The organism is Sorangium sp. So ce204, assembly GCF_051526795.1.
Classification (GTDB): Bacteria; Myxococcota_A; Polyangia; order Polyangiales; family Polyangiaceae; genus Sorangium; species Sorangium cellulosum_B.
The window spans coordinates 6402433-6420347 of the sequence record NZ_CP150317.1; the positions used below are offsets into that span (position 1 = coordinate 6402433).

Genomic DNA, 17915 nt, shown 5'->3' on the forward strand with positions numbered 1-17915 from the left:
CGTCGCCGGCAGCGACGCCCGGCGCCCGGCGCGCTCGCGGGAACCGCGCGCGGCGCGTTGCTACCGCGTTTCACGCGTCCCGCCGCGCGCGGGCGAGAGGCCTGGACTTTGCCTTCTGCGCCCAGGTACAATTTTCCCCACAGCACCCTAGTGGAAGGTGAAGAAGCCGATGGCTGGTCCCTCGACCAAGTGGATGGGAGCGCTCTCCCGATCAGGCTCCGCCGAGGTGTGGGCGCCGAGAGCGCTGCTGCTCGTCACGCTGTTTGCGGCCTCGGCGCTCATCGCCGCCGCGTGCAGCGAAAATGGGATGGGCCCGCCGGGCCCGCAGGACGGGACGAGCGGGCCCGACGCCGGGCCGGGGACTGGCGACCCGTGCACCGACGGCGACGAGGTGGAGTGTCACATCACCGTCGGCGAGCACGAGGGCGTGCTGACGTGCATGGATGGGATCCGGCGGTGTGAGGACGGGCACTTCGGCGCCTGCGACGGCACGATCACGATGAAGCGATCGCCGTTCGGGGCGGCGCCCGGCGGGAGCGGCGAGAGCGGTGGCTGGCGCCCCCTCGCCAACTCGGTGGCTTCCGATGGCGGCCTGTGCGCGACCAACCCGTGCGACCCGACGTGCCAGTCGTTCGAGGAGACGCCGGACGGCGGCCCGATCGACCTCTCGTCGACCGGCGTCACGTATTCATGGTCGGTCGGCGACATCAACGAGCTCCCCGAGTCCGTGGCGCGGCAGGGGACGCACCAGCCCTGCACGACCGGCGAAGACTGCCAGTTCGACCAGTATTGCGATAACCCCGCGAGCGGCGCTTGCTCTCACGATGTCTGCGCGACCGGCGTGTCGCTCTTATCGACTTGCAGCGGCTGCGTCACGAAGGTCTGCCAAGCGCAGTCGAGCTGCTGCACCCAGACGCTCGTGCCGAGCAACTGCGCGCGCGACGCCTGCCAGTCGACCGGCAGCTCCGTGGCCGCGACGGGCATGAACCCGACCTGCGGGGACCCGTGCATCGCGAGCATCTGCGCGGCGAACCCGCTCTGCTGCGAGATCAACTGCCCCGCGGCGGATTGCGAGGCGCTCATCGGGCCGGGCAGCGTGTGTCTGTCCGGCGGCAGGTGCAGCCTGCCCACCTCCGGCGCTTGCCCCCCGGGAACCACCTGGACTAGCACCCGATGCCAGGGGGTCTGGGGCCCAGCGTGCGCCGCCCTCGTCCCCACCCAGTGCCCCGGCAAGACGTGCGGCGGACCGCCCCCGATCTGGGACGCGAGCTGCGTCGGCCTCGCCGAGTCGATCTGCGGCGCGAACTGCGACACCGATATGGGTTGCGCGCACGACAAGTGTTACACGGGCCCGAGGCTGAGCGCGAGCTGCAACACGTGCGTCCAGAATGTCTGCGCGGTGCGGCCGAGCTGCTGCCTGACCGAGTGGACCGAGAGCTGCGTCGACCTCGTGGAGAGCGTCTGCGGGGAGGACTGCCCCCAGCAAGGCCTCTGCAAATCCTACCTGCCGAACCAGACGGACCCCGCCTGCAGCGACCCGGACCTCACGATAGGCGTGCCCTGCGGCGGAACGGTCCCCGTCTGCAACCGCGGCACCACGGCTGCCCCCGCGGGCATCGAGATCTACCGGTACCCCGCGGGCGCGGGCCAGCTCCCCTCCTCGGCCCCGAGCCGGGTCGGGACGTGCAATCCGACCGGAGGCACCCTCGCGTGCACGACGGCGCAGCCGATCGCGCCGGGCGAGTGCATCAGCGTCACCGGCTGCACCGGCCTCACGGATGGGATGGAGCTCTTCGTCAACCCGCCGGGCGCCGGGCAGATCACCGAGTGCCAGTGCGCCAACAACGGGAGCATCTATCAATCGGCCATGTGTGAGTCCCCTGGCTGCATCGCGACCGCCAGCGTCTCGACGGTCAGGCCGGTCACCCTGTTCGTGGCGCTCGACCGGTCCGGCTCGATGGTCGTGACGGGGACGGGTGTCGATGTCTCCAACGACCGGTGGATACCGGCGACCAACGCCCTCAAGGCGTTCTTCCAGGATCCGGCGTCGGCCGGGCTCGGCATCGCGTTCAGGTTCTGGCCGTACGACAACCCGGGCCCCTGCAGCGACACTCTGGGCGTCTGCCAGTCCTCCGGCTGCGCCCTGCCGATCGTTCCGTTCGACGGCAGCATGGCGCGGCGGTTGACCGCCGAACCGGCGCCGTTCGATCAGCAGGAGCTCGCGCTGATCAGCGTGATCGACTCCACGACCGCCGCCGGCAACACGCCGATGTACCCGGCTCTGAACGGCGCCACGACTTGGGCGATCAACTACAAGAACGCCCATCCCGAGGAGGAGGTCGGGGTCGTGTTCATCACCGACGGCATCCCCTCTGTCCCCTCTCCCTGCATCACGGCCCCCAACAGCATCGCGAACCTGGCGGGGAACGCCTTCCAGAACCACGGCGTCCGCGTGCACGCGGTCGGCTTCGGCGACTCGAGCTCGCAGATCATCAGCCTCATCGCGGATCGGGGCGGCGGGCTGGCCTACAACCTCAGCACCGGCACGGCGTTGCAGACCGGACTCCGCGACGCGCTCTCCTCGATCCGCGGCGACGCGCTGCCCTGCGACGTCACGGTCCCCGTCGCCGGGGCCGCGGATCCCACCCAGGTGTCCGTCGTCCACGTGGACAGCGCCGGCACGCAGACCACCCTGCCCCACGTGGCCGAGGCCAGCACGTGCGGCAACGGCTGGTACTTCGCCGACGCGGCGAGCACGCGCGTGAAGCTGTGCCCGCAAACCTGCGACACCGTCCGCGAGAACCCGGGCGGCAAGGTCCGGGCGATCGTGCCGTGCGAGTCCACGGGCCTCACGTCCCTCCCGACGAGCTGGGAGCGGTACCAGGGCGTCTGCCCGCCGGGAACGAAGGTCCAGTGGGGCTTCCTCCGGTACAGGACGGTGACCCCGGGCGACTCGAGCGTCGAGTTCTACGTGCGCGCGGCCGACACGCCCGCCGACCTCGGCTCGGCGACCGTGCGGCTCGCCGCCACGGCCCACGCCACGCCGACCGACACCCGGGTGTGCGACGAGACCTCGGCGCCGCCGTGCGCGGTCGATCTCTTCGACGTGCTCGGGGAGCTGCCGGACGCGCGGCAGGATTACCTGGAGGTCCGGATGACGCTCAATCCGACGAGCACCGGCGGGGGCGGCGTTCAAGTGCAGGACTGGGAGGTCACCTATTCATGTCCGGATACCGAATGAGGCGCGGCGTCGCGGCGGTCACCCTGCTCTGCGCCGCCGCGGGCGTCGCCGGGGCGTGCGGCGGAGACGATGACAGGCGATCGCCGCGGCCCTCGGCGTCCTCTGGCACGGCCGCCGGCGGAGGCGAGGACGGCGGCGGCTCGGGCGCCGGCGGTGACGAAGGCGGCGGGGGCGGCGCCCCCGGCGACTGCGGGAACGGCGTCGCCGAGGTGGGCGAGCTGTGCGACGGCTCCGATCTGCGGGGCGCCGACTGCGGAAGCCTCGGGTTCGACAGCGGCGAGCTCCGGTGCAGCCCCGCCTGCAGAATGGATACCTCGCGCTGCTCCGGCGTCGAGGTCTGCCAGGACGGCCGGGACAACGACGGCAATCTCAGCGTCGACTGCGACGACACGGCGTGTGATGCGGCGTGCGCGGACCTGTGCGCCGCGCCCGTGGCGCTCCCGGACCCCGCGCTCGTCACCGGCGACACGACCGGCCACGCGGTCGTCGAGAGCGAGTGCACGCTGGGAGCCCCCGGGGTCGCCTACACGTTCACCGCGACGACGACCGGGTTCCTCGACGTCGTGCTCACCCCGCGCGCCGACGCCGCCCTCGTCGCGTTGCTGCGAGGCACCTGCCGCGACGGGACGGAGCGCGCGTGTGGCCCCGTGAGCGCCGGCACGGGAATCGATCACCGGCTCACGGTGCCCGTCCGTGCGGGCGACGCGTTCACCGTCGTGGTCACCGGGACCGACGAGGGACAGACCGGCGCGTTCAACCTCGCCGTGAGGAGCCGCGAGACGGTCTGCGGCGACGGAATCCAGGACCCGACGGAGGAGTGCGACAACGCGCTGGGCCAGCCGGACGACGGCTGCACCGACGAGTGCCGGCTCGACGCGACCGAGGTCGAGCCGAACGGCACCCTCGCCACGGCGAACCCCCACGCCGCGCCGTTCTACGCCGCCATCGACCCGGCCGACGACGAGGACATCGTGCTGGTCACGGTGCCGGACGGCCCCGTGGACCTCGTCGCAGAGACGGCCGACATCACGGGCTCCGACTGCCTCGATCGCCGCCTCGACAGCGCCATCGAGATCCTGGACCACAGCGGCGCGCGCCTCGTCCTCAGCGAGAACGGGGGGACCGGCCTCTGCGCCCGCGCCGTCGCGCCCGGGCTCGCGGCGGGCGACTACTATGTCCGCGTGCGGGCGGGGAGCGGCGCGGCGGTGCCGACCTTCCCGTACCGGCTCGACGTGACGCTCGTCCCCGTGGTCTGCGGGGACGGGGACCGCACCGCCGGCGAGCAGTGCGATGACGGCAACACGGCGCCCGGCGACGGGTGCAGCGCCGCCTGCCGCTTCGAGCTCGGCGAGACGGAGCCCAACAACACCTCCGCGCAGGCCAATCCGTATGCCGCGCCGTGGATGGCGGAGATCGCTCCGGCGGGCGACGTCGACGTGATCGCCGTGAGCGTGCCAGGGCCGCGCTCGACCCTGGCCGTGAACATCGACGACGGCGACACCGGGGCGTGCACGAACGGGCAGCTCGACACGTTCGTGCAGATCCTGGGCGGCGACGGGTCCACCGTGCTTGCCTCCGACGACGACTCGGGGGTCGGCTACTGCTCTTTCGCCTCGGTCAGCGACCTCGCCGCGGGCACGGTCTACGTGAAGATCAGGGCCGCGGACATCGTACCTGACGCGACCTTCTTCTATCGACTGAATGTCACGCTCCTCTAGCCCGTCGGGCGGGAAGAGCCGGAACGATGCGCCGTCCGGCGGCGCCGCGGAGGAGGCGGCGCGCGCTCCCGACGCCTCGAGGACGCTGTACCGCGCCGACCTGTCCGATCCGCGCCAGCGCGCCGCGCAGCCGCGCGAGGTCTTGCGGGGGCGGGCCGCGCGCCGCGCCGAGTCGACGTCCGACGTCACCCGCTTCCGCGGCGTCCTGCCGGCCACGCTGGCGGGCGCCGTCGCGACCGGAGCGGCGGCGCTGCTCTTCCCGCCGGCGGGGGGGCACGCGGCGCCGGGGCCGCTCTCGCTGCCCCACGCCCGCGCGGGGCTCGCGTGCGCGTCGTGCCATGCAGAGCAGGCGACCGAGGGCGCGCGGGAGCCCGACGACGCGCGAGGGGGCCGGACGGCCGCGCGCCCGCTCGACCAGGTGTGCGTGGGCTGCCACGGCGCCCACGGCTCCACCCGCAGGAGCCACGGGCGGCTGCTCGCGAGCGGCGCGCTGAGCTGCGCCACCTGCCACCCCATCCACCGCGGAGATCAGGGCGTCGTGTTCGATCCGGCGAGGCCCCCGCTGCGCTTCGCGCCGGGCGCCGAGGTGGAGCTCGCGAGCTCCGCCTTCCGCCCGAGCCAGCTGGCCACCGTCCCGATCGTGACCGCCGGCAGCTGCGCGCCGTGCCACGATCTCGGCGCGCCGCGCGACCCGATCGCGCGCTGCCTCGTCGCGGCGCAAGCGCCGCTCGGCGACGCCCGGCCGATCACCTGCTTCGACGAGCACCGCCCGGCGCTCCCCGAGGGCTCCGCGCAAGGCGCCGGCAGCGGCGGCATCGGCGCCGGCCGCGGCGGCATAGGCGGCAGCGGCCGCCGCGCAGGAACGAGCGCGGGCAGCGGCCCCGGCACGGGCGCCGTCAGCGGGGGCGTCTGCAGCGGCCAGCACACGGAGGATCGCGCCCTCGCGTGGGACGCAGCGCGCGACGCGGCCGCGGCCATGCCGGTCGTGACGGGCGCGGCCGCGGGCGGCGCCGCGACGCCGGCGCGCGCGCTGCTCTGGCTCGGCGCGGGGCTCGCGGCCGGCGCGCTGGCGTTCGCGGGCTCCCGCGGCCGCCGCGCGCTGCGCGACCAGCGCGCGCGGGGCGCGGGGCGCGACGCCGCGGCGGCCGAGGCGATGCTCCGCCCCGCGGCGCGCGTGCGCCTGCCCCGGATCGACACGACCACCTGCCTCGGCTGCTACGCGTGCGTCGACGCGTGCCCGTACGACGTGCTCGCCGTCGAGAAGTACGTCGCGGTCGTGGCCCGCCCGGAGGCGTGCTGCGGCCTCACCCTGTGCGAGCAGCGCTGCCCCAACGGGTCGCTCACCATCGAGGGCGGCGCGCCGATCGCCGATCGCCCGCGCCTCGGCGACGACCTCGGCAGCCTCGACGTGCCGGGCCTGCACCTCGCCGGCGACGTCACCGGGCTCCCCCTCATCAAGAACGCCATCCACCAGGGCGCGCACGCCGCGACGCGCATCGCGGAGGACCTGCGGCAGGCCGGCCCGCGCGGCGCGAGCGGTCAGGAGCTCGATCTGATCATCGTGGGCGCGGGGCCCGCCGGGATCAGCGCCGCGCTGCGCGCCAGGGAGCTCGGCCTCTCGTTCGAGGTGATCGAGCAGGGCAGCGTGGCGCAGAGCATCCAGAGCTTCCCGCGCGGCAAGCTGGTCTTCGATCAGCCGCTCGACCTGCCGATGACCGGGAAGCTGTGGCTGAAGGAGTCGACCAAGGAGGAGCTGCTCTCCCACTGGCTCCGCATCGTGCGCAAGGAGCGGCTCCCGATCCTGCAGGACACCCGCATGGTGTCGGTCGCCCGCGCGGCCGGCGCCGGCGCGCCCGCCGTCGGCGCGACGGCCGGCAGAGGCGCGCCCGCTGTCGACGCTGTCGACGCGACGGCCGGCTTCGTCGTCGTCACCGAGCCGCGCGAGGGCGGACCGCGCACCGAGCGCCGTGCGCGGCGCGTGCTGCTCGCCATCGGCCAGCGCGGCTCGCCGCGCCGGCTTCCGTTCGAGCTATCCGCCGAGGTGGAAGGTCGGGTGTACTACCACCTCGCCGACGCCCGGAGCCTCGCCGGCAGCCGCGTGCTGATCGTCGGCCTCGGCGATGTCGCCATGGAAGCCGCGATCGCGCTGTCCCGCCAGCCGGCCACCGACGTCACCGTCGTCTACCGGGGCGCCGGGTTCCGCCGCGGGAAGACCCGAAACATCGAGGAGTTACGCAGGCTTGCGGCGGCGTCCCGCCTCTCGCTCCTGCTCGAGACCGACGTCTCCGCCCTCGCCGCAGATCCGGGCGGCGCGCTCGTGGCGACCCTCGCGTCGCCTTCGGGGGGCCGGGCGCACCCCTGCGACGCGGTGCTCGTCCTGATCGGGAGCATCCCGCCGTGGAGCGCCCTCCGCGCCGCCGGCGTCCGGCCGACCGCGGAGCCGTCAGATCGTTCCGAGCTCGGCGACGTACAAGGGACCACGCCCGCGGTCCCCGCGCCGTGAGTCCATCGTAAGCTCGGGGGGCCCAGGCCGTTCTCTGGAGGAGCCATGAAGCCGACCCACGTCGCCCTGTTCTCCGCCCTCGGCATGATGTTCACGAGCCTCTCCGTCTACTCCCTGGCTCCGTCCGGGGGCGGGAGCTCCGTCACGGCGGTCCCGGAGGTGATCACCGAGCCGCCCCGCCTGGTCCCCGAGGTGACGGGCGGCGCCGTGGCGGCGGTCGATCCGAGCCGCTTCACCACCGGATCGAGGCTGATGCTCGAAGGGCGCGTCGGTCACGCGCGCCTGCCTCGCTCGGCGCAGGAGACGTTCCTGATGTTCGAGGTCCGCGGCGACGGGGCGCCCGCGAGGTCGCAGGCGCAGGCGAACCTCTCGCTCGTCATCGATCGCTCCGGCTCGATGAAGGGCACCCGCCTCACCAACGCCGTGCAGGCGGCGACGACCGCCGTGAGCCGCATGAACGACGGCGACGTCGTGTCGGTGGTCACCTTCGACACGAGGACCAGCGTGGTCGTGCCGCCCACCACCGTCGGGCCGGACACGCGCGGCCGCATCCTCGCGAGCGTCCGCGGCATCTCGCTCGGCGGCGACACGTGCATCTCGTGCGGCATCGAGGAGGGCCTCTCGCTGCTCGGCCAGACGAGCGCCGGCGTGAGCCGGATGCTCGTCCTCAGCGACGGCGACGCCAACCACGGGGTCCGCGACGTCCCCGGCTTCCGCGCGATGGCGCAGCGGGCGCGCGATCGCGGCGTCGCCATCACGACCATCGGGGTCGACGTCGATTACAACGAGAAGATCCTGTCGGCGATCGCGCTCGACTCGAACGGCCGGCACTACTTCGTCGAGAACGACGCCGCGCTCGCGCGCATCTTCGAGGCGGAGGCCGAGCAGCTCACGGCGTCGGTCGCGAGCGGCGCGGAGCTCGCGATCGACCTCGCGCCCGGCGTGGAGCTCGACAGGGTCTTCGATCGCTCGTTCCGGCGGGCCGGCGATCAGGTCATCGTGCCGCTCGGCGCGTTCGCGGCGGGGGAGGTGAAGACGGTCCTGCTCAAGGTGCGCCTCGGCGGCCTCGCCGGCCCCGGCGACGACGCCCCCGTCGCCGACGTGGGCCTCACCTACCGGGACCTCGTCGCCAGGACCGACGCGCGGTGCGTGGGCAAGCTCGGCGTCGCGATCGCGGACCGCGACGCCGACGCGAGCGAGCTCGACGCGCTCGTCGCGGGGCGCGTGCAGCGCAGCGAGACGGCGGCGGCGCTGAAGCAGGCCAACTTCCTGTTCGAGCAGGGGCGGCTCGACGAGGCGCGCAGCAAGCTCGACGCGCAGCAGGCGTCGCTCAAGAAGGCGGCCGACAAGGCGAAGCGCAGCGCCCCGGCGAACCGCGCGAAGGACGTGGCGTCCGATTTCGAGGGCCAGCTCGCCGCGCTGGAGCGCGCGGGCACGGACTTCGCCACGCCGCCGGCGTTCGCCACGCCGCCGCCCGCCACCGCCGCGGGGCCGGGCGGCTTCGCGCAGGCCCCGGCGGCGGCGCCGCCGCGGCCCGCCGCGGCGCAGTCCCGCCAGGGCAAGAGCGCCGTCCGCCGCAACGAGGCGGAGGCCTTCGATCTGGCGCGCTGACGCGCGGCGCTCGGCGCGGGCGGCGCGGACGGCGCGCTCCGGCCCCTGCCCCGCGGCGGCGCGGGGCGTTGACACGCGTCGGGCTTTCGGGTTTTGACTCCCGGCGGTGGGCGTTCGACCTAGGGCGAGCCGGCCGGGAAACCGCCGGACGGGTGGCGACGGCAACCGCCGGACGGGTGGCGACGGCGCGCAGGGCTCGCCGCCGCGCGAGCCGCCGTCGACCCGGAAGGCGACCCCCGCGCGGCGCGCGCGCGCCGCGGGGCAGCGCTCGCCGGCGTCGCGACGACCTGCCCAGCCCCGGGCCGGGCGCGCGCTGCTCCTCGGGCTCGCGGCCGCGGTCGCGGTGGCGTGCGCCGCGCTCCTCGCGCTTGTGTTCGGCTTCGGGCGCGCGAGGGCGCCGGACCGGGGGCGCGTCGTGGAGATCAACTGGCCTGACGGGCTCGACGCGGGCGAGGCGGCCGCGCTGCTCGCGGCCGAGGGGCTCGTCGAGAGCGAGCGCGCCATGGCGCTCTACCTCGGCGCGACCGGCGGCACCGAGGCGTTCGTGCCGGGCCCTCACCTGCTCTTCGAGGGCGCGACGCCGCGGGAGCTGCGGCAGCTGCTCGCGCGCGCGGAGGGGCGCCCCACGGCGAAGCTCACGATCCCCGAGGGCTTCAGCCGCTTCGACATCGCCGCCCGGCTGGAGAAGCTGCGCATCGCCGGGCGCAAGACGTTCCTCGCGGCCACCGCCGACGGCGCGTTCCTCGACGCGCTCGGCATCGAGCGCGGCGGCGCCGTGGGCGCGGAGAGCGCGGAGGGGTACCTCTTCCCGGCGACGTACGAGATCGCGCTGGACACCGACGCGCGCGACGTGGCGCGGCGCCTCGTCGCCGAGTCCGACCGGCGGTGGGGCGCGCTCGCGGCGCAGGGCAAGGACGGGCTCGCGGCGCTCCAGGCGACGCTCGGCTGGGGTCGCCGCGAGGTGCTCACGCTGGCCTCCATCATCGAGAAGGAGGCGGTCGTCGAGGAGGAGCGGCCGCTCATCGCGAGCGTGTTCCTGAACCGGCTCCTCGATCCGAGCTTCCGCTCTCGCAGGCTGCAGTCCGACGCGACGGCGCTCTACGGCTGCGTCGCCTGGCCCGAGGAGGCGCCGTCGTGCGCCGAGTGGAGCGGCAAGGCCACGCCCGCCGTGGTGCGGGATCCCAAGAACCGCTACAGCACCTACGCGCACCCGGGGCTGCCGCCCGGGCCGATCGCCAACCCTGGGGCGCCGTCGATCGCGGCCGTGCTGGCGCCCGCGGCGACGAAGTACCTCTATTTCGTGGCCGCGGGCGGCGGCCGCCACCGGTTCAGCGAGAGCCTGGACGACCACAACAACGCCGTGCAGAAGCGCCGGGACGCGACGGCGCCCTAGGCGCGGGACACGAACGCAATCCAGCACACAAACTACGGCTTCCGGCGCGCGCCGGAGACCTTCCGACGCGCTCTGGAAGCTTCCGTCGCGGTAACGAAGCCTTCCCGCGCGTTCCGGAGCACGAGATTTCGCGGACTTAGCGGCGCCGGCCGCACCGTCGGCGCCATCCGGCGCCCGCCGGGGGACGAATTTCCCGGCAAATTCCGCATCCCGCCCCGCGCCGGAAGCTTCCGGAGCGCGCCGGAAGCCTTCGCGCCGGCGCCGGAAGCCTTCGCGCCGGCGCCGGAAGCCTTCGCGCGCGACGGACCCCTTCCCTCAGGCAACGGAGTCCCTCGCGCGCATCACGGCGGCTCTCCGCGCGCAGCGATCGGATCGTCGTTCCTCGCGTTGCCTCGGCCGCGCTCGCGCCGCGCCCCGCTTCCTGGATCTGCGCGCGCCGCCGTGTAGATTCGCGCGCCATCATGCGCCGCCCCGCTCCGTTCCTCCTCGCGCTGTCCGCTCCCCTCGCCTTCGCTGCCGCTGTCGCCGGCTGCTCGCCCCGCACCGCGCCCGCGGCCGAAGTGACGCAGGCCGCCTCCGCGACCGCCGCGCCGTCAGCTCCCCCCGACCCCGCCGCTCCGGGCCCGAGCGCCGCTCCCGCCGCCAGCGCTGCCCCCGCCAGTGCAGCACCGGCCGCCGCCAGCGCCACGCCCGCCGCCGAGGCGACGGCCGCCGCCAGCGCCGCGCCTGCCGCCAGCGCCGCGCCAGCCGCCGGCGCCGCGCCCGATGCGGCGGCGCCGGCCGACGCCGGGCCGCTCCCGAACGTCAAGGTCGCCAACATCGGCATGCACATCGGCGGCGGCCCGCACGACGACTTCACCAAGGAGCCGATCAAGCGCTCGGTCGCGCCCCACTTCGACGAGTTCCGCCGCTGCTTCGCGCTCGCCGAAGACCCGACCAAGGGCGGCGACTTCGGCATCGATCTCCGCATCGAGAAGGACGGCGGCAAGGCCGAGGTGCGCAAGCCGCGGACGGCGCTCAAGGGCCAGGCGTTCACGAAGTGCGTCGTCGGCGTCTTCGAGCAGATCGACTTCCTGAAGCCCAGGAAAGGCCCCACCGTGGTGAGCTACTCGCTCCGGTTCACCCCGTGACAGGGCCGCGGCTCACCCGTGGCGCCCGAGGTTCGGCAGCGACCCGCGCGAGGCCTCGACCGCCGTCTCGCCGGCGCGGTCGAGCGCGTACTTGAAGAGGATCGGGCCGAACACCTCGTTCAGCGCCACGCACCCGACGACGAGCGCGCGGAAGCCGGCGCCGAGGCTCGGGAACGCGCGCTCGATGGTCAGGCTGATCCCGAGCGTCAGCCCGGCCTGCGAGACAAGCCCGCACCACGACCACCGCCGCAAGAGCGGCGGATCGTCCGCCAGCCGGTTGCCGATGCGGTTCGCGACCCACGTCACCAGGGCGCGCGACACGCCGAAGAGCAGCGCGACAGGCCACATCTGCCGCAAGAGGGGCAGGTCGAGGTGCGCGCCGGCCGTCGCGAAGAACAGCACGAACACCACGCTCGCGGCGTCCTCGACCGCGTGCACCAGCTTCTCGCCCTGCTTCGACAGGTTCGCGACGACGAAGCCGGCCACCACGAACACGAGCAGCGCGTCGAAGCGGAGGTACCGCAGCACCTCCGTCGCGCCGAAGCCGAGCGCCACGAACACGAGGATGAGCTGGCGGCCGATCAGCCGCATGTAGGCCGCGAGCGCGAGGCCGAGCGTCGTGCCGATCGAGATGCTCCCCAGGATCTCGCGGCCGAGCAGCTCGATCTCGTGCATCGACATCGTCGCGCCCGGCTCGATGAGCGGCCGCACCGTGGAGAGCGCGACCGCCGTCACGACGATGACGATGATGTCCGACGTCATCACGAACGCGAGCGTGTGCATCGCGACGGGGCCGGTCGCGCGCGTCTGGGAGAGGATCCCGAGCACGGCCGAGGGGCTGCGGGTGACCGCGATGACGCCCCACAGGACGGCCACGCCAAACGCCGCCGTGGTCGAGAGCTCGGCCGCGAACGGCACCAGCGAGCGCGCCGCGTAGAAGACGCCCGTCATCGCCACGAAGACGAGCGCCGTCTGGACGAGGTTGTGCAGGAGGATGCTCTTCAGGCTCTTCTTGACGATGTCGATCCGCAGCTCGGCGCCGCCCGCGAGCGCGATGAGCGCCAGCGCCAGCGTGTTGACCCGCGAGATCTCCTCCACGGCGTGGTGGTCGACGAGCTTCAAGACGTGCGGGCCGGCGATGATGCCCGCGAAGATGTAGCCCGAGATGTGCGGCAGGCGGAGCGGCTCGACGAGCTCGCTCGCGAGCGTGCCCGCGAGCAGGAGGAAGCCGATCGAAGCGACCGCCCCCGCGGGCCCCTGCTCGTGAGGGACCGCGCGCGTCGTGGCGTAGAGCAGCCCGAACAGGATCACGAGCGCGACGGCGTGCGTGAGGTGGTTCAGCGGCCCCTTGGGGGCCGACCCGTGGTGGCGCGCGGAGGGCGCGCCCTGCTGCTCGGCGGGCGCGACCGGATCGGCCGGCGCGGCCGGGCCGGCGGGCGAGGCAGGCGACGCGGGCGAGGCAGGCTCGACGTCAGGGAGTGCTGCAGCGCTCACGGCGACACCTCTTCATTCCTCATCCCTCCCCCACGCTGCGCCGCGGGCGACGGCGGGCCGCCCCTCTCGCCGCCATCGCCCGGCGCGGCGTCGCGCCCGGCGCGGGCCAGGCCGCGGCCGAAGTAGAGCGACTCCCGATCGGGCGCGGCGAGCTCGCCGGCCTTGCGGAGCGTGGCGCGGAGCGTCTGCGGCCCGACGAGCTCGCCGAACACGGCCGCGGCCGCCGCGGCGAAGAGGACGGTGTGCCCGACCGGGCCCGGAAAGCGCAGCGCGAAGGCGAGGCCGACGCTCATCGCCACCGCGCCGGACGAGAGCAGCCCGAGGCCGAGCCACGGCGACGTCTCGCGCGCGTCGGGCGACACGACGCGGAAGACGAGCCCGGTCGCGAGCTTGCCCACGAGCCTCGCCCCGAGCGCGATCGCCACGATCCAGGGCAGGAACGGCGCCGCCTTCGGGTTCACGTGCGCGCCCGCGAGCAGGAGCGCCGGCAGGATGACCGGCCGCTCGGTCGGCGCGACCATGGCGACGATCTCGTCGCGGTGCCTCGACAAGGCGGCGATCGTCACGCCCATCGCGAACGCCGCGAACAGCGGCGACAGGCCGACCCGGGCGCTCGTGCCCATCGTCAGCAGCGAGGCCCCGAGCAGCACGCCCCAGCTCTGGATCAGGCGGAAATCGCTCCCGAGGAGCACGACCGCGATGAGCCCGAGCACCACGCCGATGAGCGCCGTCACGACCGTCCACCCCCAGAACGGGATCGGCCACTGGACCGTCGCCTGCGGGACGAGCGCGAACGCGCCGCCCATCATGAGCAGCGGGCCGAGATCGTCGCAGTCGGCGATGTCGGCGATGAGGTCCGAGAGCTTGCCGCTCGCGCTGTAGCGCTGCGTGACCCACAGCACCGCGTGCCGCGTCGTCTCGGCGGAGACGGCGCCCACGCCCGCCGCGAGCAGCACGCGATCGCCGCGATCGAGCGAGGGAGCGACGTGGGCGGCCGCGGACCAGACGGCGGCGGCCACCGCGCCGCCGGTCAGGAGGCTCATGAGCACGCAGAGCGCCATCCGGGACGGCCGCACGCGGCGGCTGCCGACGAAGCCGAAGTCGAGGCCGACGACCACCGCGAGCCAGCCGAGCGCGACGCCCGCCACGGGCTCGAACGCGGCGATCGACGAGGGCTCGAGCAGCCCGAGCGCCGAGGGCCCGAGCACGAAGCCGAGCACGACGTACTCGGCGCCGGAAGGGAGGCCGATGCCCCGGAGCACGCGGCCGCTGACGAGCGAGCTGCCGAGGTACGACAGCACGAGGAGCCCCATCAGGAGCCAGATGGCGTTCACGAGGCGGCGCTCCGGTCGACCGGCGCGGGCGCGGCGCGCCTCGCGGCGCCGGAGGACGCCGGCGCGCGCCCGAGCCGGATGTCCGAGGCGACGAGGGCCTGCGCGACCGCGGTGAGCCAGCGGCTGCGCACGTCGTCGCCGTCGCAGGCCATCGTGGCCCGGAAATGAGCGCCCCCCTCGTCGATCGCGACGAGCGCGGCGCGGGCGCGGCTGCCGAGGCCCGAGCCCGTCTTCAGGAGCAGCTCGCGCACCCGATCGAGATCGGCGGCGGGGTCGACGCTGATCTCGACGGCCACGATCGGAGGGCGGCCGCGGATGCGCGTCGGGTGGAACAGGCTGAGCAGGTGCGGCACGCGCACGACGCAGCCGTCCTCGTCCTCGAGGCGCGCCTCGAACAGCGTCAGCTCGCGGACCCGCCCGGCGCGGCCGCCCACGTCGGCGACGTCGCCGACGCGCAGGCGCCGCCCGTAGATGACCGAGAGGCCGACGGCCGCCGACGCGATGAGCGGCGTGCTGGCGAGCCCGGCCGCCGCGAGCACGACGAAGCCGATCCGCGTGAGCGCCCCCTCGTCGGTGCCGGTGATGAGCGGGGCCGCGAGGAGCAGCGCGGCCACGAGGATGCCGAAGCGGACGAGGACGCCCGTGGCGACCGCGAGCTCGGACGGGAGCCACCCGAGGGACGTCTCCCCCCGGCCCACGCTCCCGAAGAACAGCCCCACGAAGCGGATGAGGACGATGACCGCGAGCGTCGCGAGGATCGCGAGCACGAGCACCGGGACGCTCCGCGCGATGCGCCCCATGAGCTCCGACAGGGGCGCGAGCACGAAGCCGGTGAGCTTCTCGCTGGTGCCGCGCGTGGAGGCGAACAGGGACAGCGCGAAGAGGATCCAGATGTAGGCGATGCCCAGCCGGACGAGGACGCCGGCGGCGCCGAGCGCGACCGAGAGCGCGCCCTGCGACGCGGCGGGCCGGAGCATCTCGATGCCGCGGACGTGCAGCGCCGGGAGCCGCTCCGGGTGCTCGGCGACCCAGGCGCGCCCTCGCTCGACGAGCTCGCCGACCTTGCGGAGCAGGAGCAGCGCGATCAGCCCGGAGAAGACGAGCAGCGAGAACGAGAAGACGCTCGTCGCGAGGCGGCTCCGGCTCTGCTCCTTGGCCAGGACGTCGCGCACCGTGCCGGCGACCGCGGCGGCGTGGGCCGCGACCGTGGGGTGGCCCGCCGCCGCCGCGTCCTCGGGGCCGAGGTAGACGAGCGGGCGATCGCCGACGTAGACGACCGCCACGCCGTCCCGCTCGTCGACGCGGATCTCGGGGAGCGCCTTCTCCTGGGCGGCGCGCTCCAGCACGCGCGCCGCCTCACGGGCGCGCTCCGGAGGAGAGAGGCTGCCCCGGTGCACGCGGACGGCGAAGACCGTCCTGCCGAGCAGCTCGACGCGCGCCTCGGGCTGCTCGACCACGGGAGGCGGCGGCGGGGGGTCGGGAGCCACCGGCTCGCCCTGGTCAGGGGCGGGGGCCGGCGGCCCGACCAGCGCGGACGCCGGCGCGACCGGCGCAGGCCGCGGCGCGGGAGGCCGCGGGACCGGGGCGGGCGCCAGCACGACCTGCGCGGACGCCGGAGGCGCCTCCGCGGGCGGCGGCAAGACCTGTACGAGCGGCGGCTGGACCGAAGAATCCGGCGGGGGCGCGGGCTGCGTGGGCTCGAACGAGGCCGGCGGGGGCGCGAGCTGCGAGGGAGAGGGCGCAGCCCGCGAGGGGGCGGGCGCGGCCGCGGTCTGCGAGGCGGCGGGCGCGGTCTGCGACGGCGCGGGCACAGCCCGCAAGGGCGCAGATGCGGCCCGCGAGGGCGCAGACGCGGCCCGCGAGGGCGCGGGCGCGGCCCGCGAGGGGACGGACGCGGCCTGCGAGGGCGCGGGCGCGGCCTGCGAGGGGGCGCGCGCAGCCTGGGACGGCGCGGACGCGGCCTGCGCCGGCCCGGCGAACGCAGCGCCGGCGGGAGCGATGAGGCCGGCAAGCGCGACCAGGAGCGCGGGGAACAGCCGCTGCACGCAGGCACTCTCGGCTGGAGGCAGGCCGCCGGTCAAGCGGCGCAGGACGTGAAACGGCCTCGGCAGGCGGCCCGCGAGCCGCGCGTCGTCGCCTCCGGGCGCTCGAGCGCGCTCGAGCCCGCCCGGAATCCTCGATCTCCGCGCTCGCTCGATGCTCGATCGCCTTGCCGCCGGGGCACGGCGCTGGCAGGGCGCCCGCGTGGCAAGGACCAACAGATCGGGGGCCCCGTCGCTGCTCGTCGGCGACATCGGAGGCACCAACACCCGGCTCGCGCTCTACGGCGCCTCCGGCGGACGGCCCCTCTCCGAGGCCGTCTTCCGCAGCCGCGACCACGCGAGCTTCGAGGAGATCGCCCTCCCGTTCCTCGTGCGCAGCGACGCCCCTCACCCCGCCGTCGCCGTGCTCGGCGTCGCGGGCCCCATCAAGGACCAGGTCGCCACCGTCACGAACCTGCCCTGGCGCCTCGCGGAGCGCGATCTGTCGCGCCGGCTCAAGATCGCGCGCGTGCTCCTGGTGAACGACCTCGTCGTCGGCGCCACGGGCTGCCTGCACGTCGCCCGCGCGTCCATCGAGCCGCTCACGGAGCGCAGGCCGCGGCCGAAGGGGAACAACGTGGCCGTCATCGCCGCCGGCACGGGGCTCGGCGAGGCCCGGCTCCTCTGGAATGGCGCCCGCCACGTCACGCTCCCGACCGAGGGAGGTCACGCCGACTTTGCCCCGCGCTCCGCGGTCGAGGTCGAGCTGTGGCAGTTCCTCGCCGAGCGCCACCCGGACCACGTGAGCTACGAGCGGGTCCTCTCGGGCGACGGGCTCGGCGCCCTCTTCGACTTCTTCACCCGCGCCGCCCGCGTGCCGCGCGCGATCGAGCGCCGCCTCGCCGAGGGCGACCGCAACGCGGCGATCGCCGAGCTCGGGCTCGCCCGCGCGTTCCGGCCCGCCGCGCGCGCGGTCGACCTGTTCGTCGAGATCTACGGCGCCGAGGCCGGCAACCTCGCCCTGCGCGAGCTCGCGCTCGGCGGGGTCTTCGTGCTCGGGAACATCGCGAGGAACCTCGTCCCCCAGAGGCGCGAGCTGTTCATGAAGTCCTTCGTGAAGAAGGGGCGCCTCACGCCGCTCCTCGAGGAGGTGCCCGTCGCGGTGATCACCGATCCCCTGGTCGGCGTGCGGGGCGCGCTCGCCGTCGCCAGAGAGCTCGCCGCCGCGGAGCAGCCCCGGGCCCGCGCGGCGGCCCGGAGGCCCTGACGCCCCGTGTCCTCGCGCCCATGACGGAGGCATGGAGTCGCGCGCGCGACTCCATGCCTCCTATCGAGTCGAGCGCAAATCGAGCGCGAATCGAGCGCGAATCGAGCGCGAATCGAGCGCAAATTGAGCGCGAATCGAGCGGCCGCGCGCGGCCTCGCGGCGTTGACACGTTGGTGCCATGGTGCTTTAAGACCGGTACACCT

The 17915-nt window shown here is 74.7% G+C and carries 10 protein-coding genes; 7 read left to right on the forward strand and 3 right to left on the reverse strand.

Going from position 1 to position 17915, the window contains the following annotated elements:
• Nucleotides 1–169: 169 nt before the first annotated feature.
• The 6 genes from WMF22_RS23805 (at nucleotide 170) to WMF22_RS23830 (ending at nucleotide 11596) form a co-directional block, all read left to right on the forward strand.
• Entirely contained in the window at nucleotides 170–3241 is a 3072-nt protein-coding gene (locus WMF22_RS23805; RefSeq protein ID WP_438037128.1) for a vWA domain-containing protein, read from the forward strand.
• Nucleotides 3223–4959 carry a DUF4215 domain-containing protein gene (locus tag WMF22_RS23810; protein ID WP_438037129.1) on the forward strand — a complete coding sequence of 579 codons (1737 nt, stop codon included), beginning with the start codon at nucleotides 3223–3225 and terminating at the stop codon, nucleotides 4957–4959. Before WMF22_RS23805 ends, WMF22_RS23810 begins: the two co-directional genes overlap by 19 nt.
• The gene (locus tag WMF22_RS23815) at nucleotides 4943–7462 is read left to right on the forward strand and encodes an NAD(P)-binding domain-containing protein (RefSeq protein WP_438037130.1); all 2520 of its coding nucleotides are present in this window, start codon (nucleotides 4943–4945) and stop codon (nucleotides 7460–7462) included. Before WMF22_RS23810 ends, WMF22_RS23815 begins: the two co-directional genes overlap by 17 nt.
• Before the next feature lie 45 nt (nucleotides 7463–7507).
• On the forward strand, nucleotides 7508–9073 hold the full coding sequence (locus tag WMF22_RS23820) for a vWA domain-containing protein (RefSeq protein ID WP_438037131.1): 1566 nt from the start codon (nucleotides 7508–7510) through the stop codon (nucleotides 9071–9073).
• A 106-nt stretch (nucleotides 9074–9179) separates the two neighbouring features.
• Nucleotides 9180–10466, forward strand: coding sequence for an endolytic transglycosylase MltG (mltG, locus tag WMF22_RS23825; protein WP_438037132.1), 1287 nt, complete (start codon nucleotides 9180–9182; stop codon nucleotides 10464–10466).
• Nucleotides 10467–10927: 461 nt separating this feature from the next.
• Nucleotides 10928–11596 carry a hypothetical protein gene (locus tag WMF22_RS23830; RefSeq protein ID WP_438037133.1) on the forward strand — a complete coding sequence of 223 codons (669 nt, stop codon included), beginning with the start codon at nucleotides 10928–10930 and terminating at the stop codon, nucleotides 11594–11596.
• 12 nt (nucleotides 11597–11608) lie between these two features.
• Here the strand turns inward: WMF22_RS23830 and WMF22_RS23835 are convergent, their stop codons facing one another.
• The 3 genes from WMF22_RS23835 to WMF22_RS23845 are packed head-to-tail and all read right to left on the reverse strand — an operon-like array spanning nucleotide 11609 to nucleotide 16469.
• Nucleotides 11609–13090 carry a cation:proton antiporter gene (locus tag WMF22_RS23835; protein ID WP_438037134.1) on the reverse strand — a complete coding sequence of 494 codons (1482 nt, stop codon included), beginning with the start codon at nucleotides 13088–13090 and terminating at the stop codon, nucleotides 11609–11611.
• Complete coding sequence (locus tag WMF22_RS23840; protein ID WP_437301380.1) at nucleotides 13087–14424, reverse strand: cation:proton antiporter; 1338 nt, start codon at nucleotides 14422–14424, stop codon at nucleotides 13087–13089. The genes WMF22_RS23835 and WMF22_RS23840 overlap by 4 nt, the downstream gene beginning before the upstream one ends.
• Nucleotides 14421–16469, reverse strand: coding sequence for a mechanosensitive ion channel domain-containing protein (locus tag WMF22_RS23845; RefSeq protein ID WP_437301381.1), 2049 nt, complete (start codon nucleotides 16467–16469; stop codon nucleotides 14421–14423). The genes WMF22_RS23840 and WMF22_RS23845 overlap by 4 nt, the downstream gene beginning before the upstream one ends.
• A 199-nt stretch (nucleotides 16470–16668) precedes the next feature.
• Between WMF22_RS23845 and WMF22_RS23850 the strand changes: the two genes are divergently transcribed.
• Complete coding sequence (locus WMF22_RS23850) at nucleotides 16669–17712, forward strand: glucokinase (protein WP_437301382.1); 1044 nt, start codon at nucleotides 16669–16671, stop codon at nucleotides 17710–17712.
• Nucleotides 17713–17915: the final 203 nt, after the last annotated feature.

Excerpts from the sequence above, each read along its gene's own strand:
- WMF22_RS23805 (WP_438037128.1), top strand. The coding sequence starts at position 170 with ATGGCTGGTCCCTCGACCAAGTGGATGGGAGCGCTCTCCCGATCAGGC.
- WMF22_RS23810 (WP_438037129.1), top strand. The coding sequence starts at position 3,223 with ATGTCCGGATACCGAATGAGGCGCGGCGTCGCGGCGGTCACCCTGCTC.
- WMF22_RS23815 (WP_438037130.1), top strand. The coding sequence starts at position 4,943 with ATGTCACGCTCCTCTAGCCCGTCGGGCGGGAAGAGCCGGAACGATGCG.
- WMF22_RS23820 (WP_438037131.1), top strand. The coding sequence starts at position 7,508 with ATGAAGCCGACCCACGTCGCCCTGTTCTCCGCCCTCGGCATGATGTTC.
- WMF22_RS23830 (WP_438037133.1), top strand. The coding sequence starts at position 10,928 with ATGCGCCGCCCCGCTCCGTTCCTCCTCGCGCTGTCCGCTCCCCTCGCC.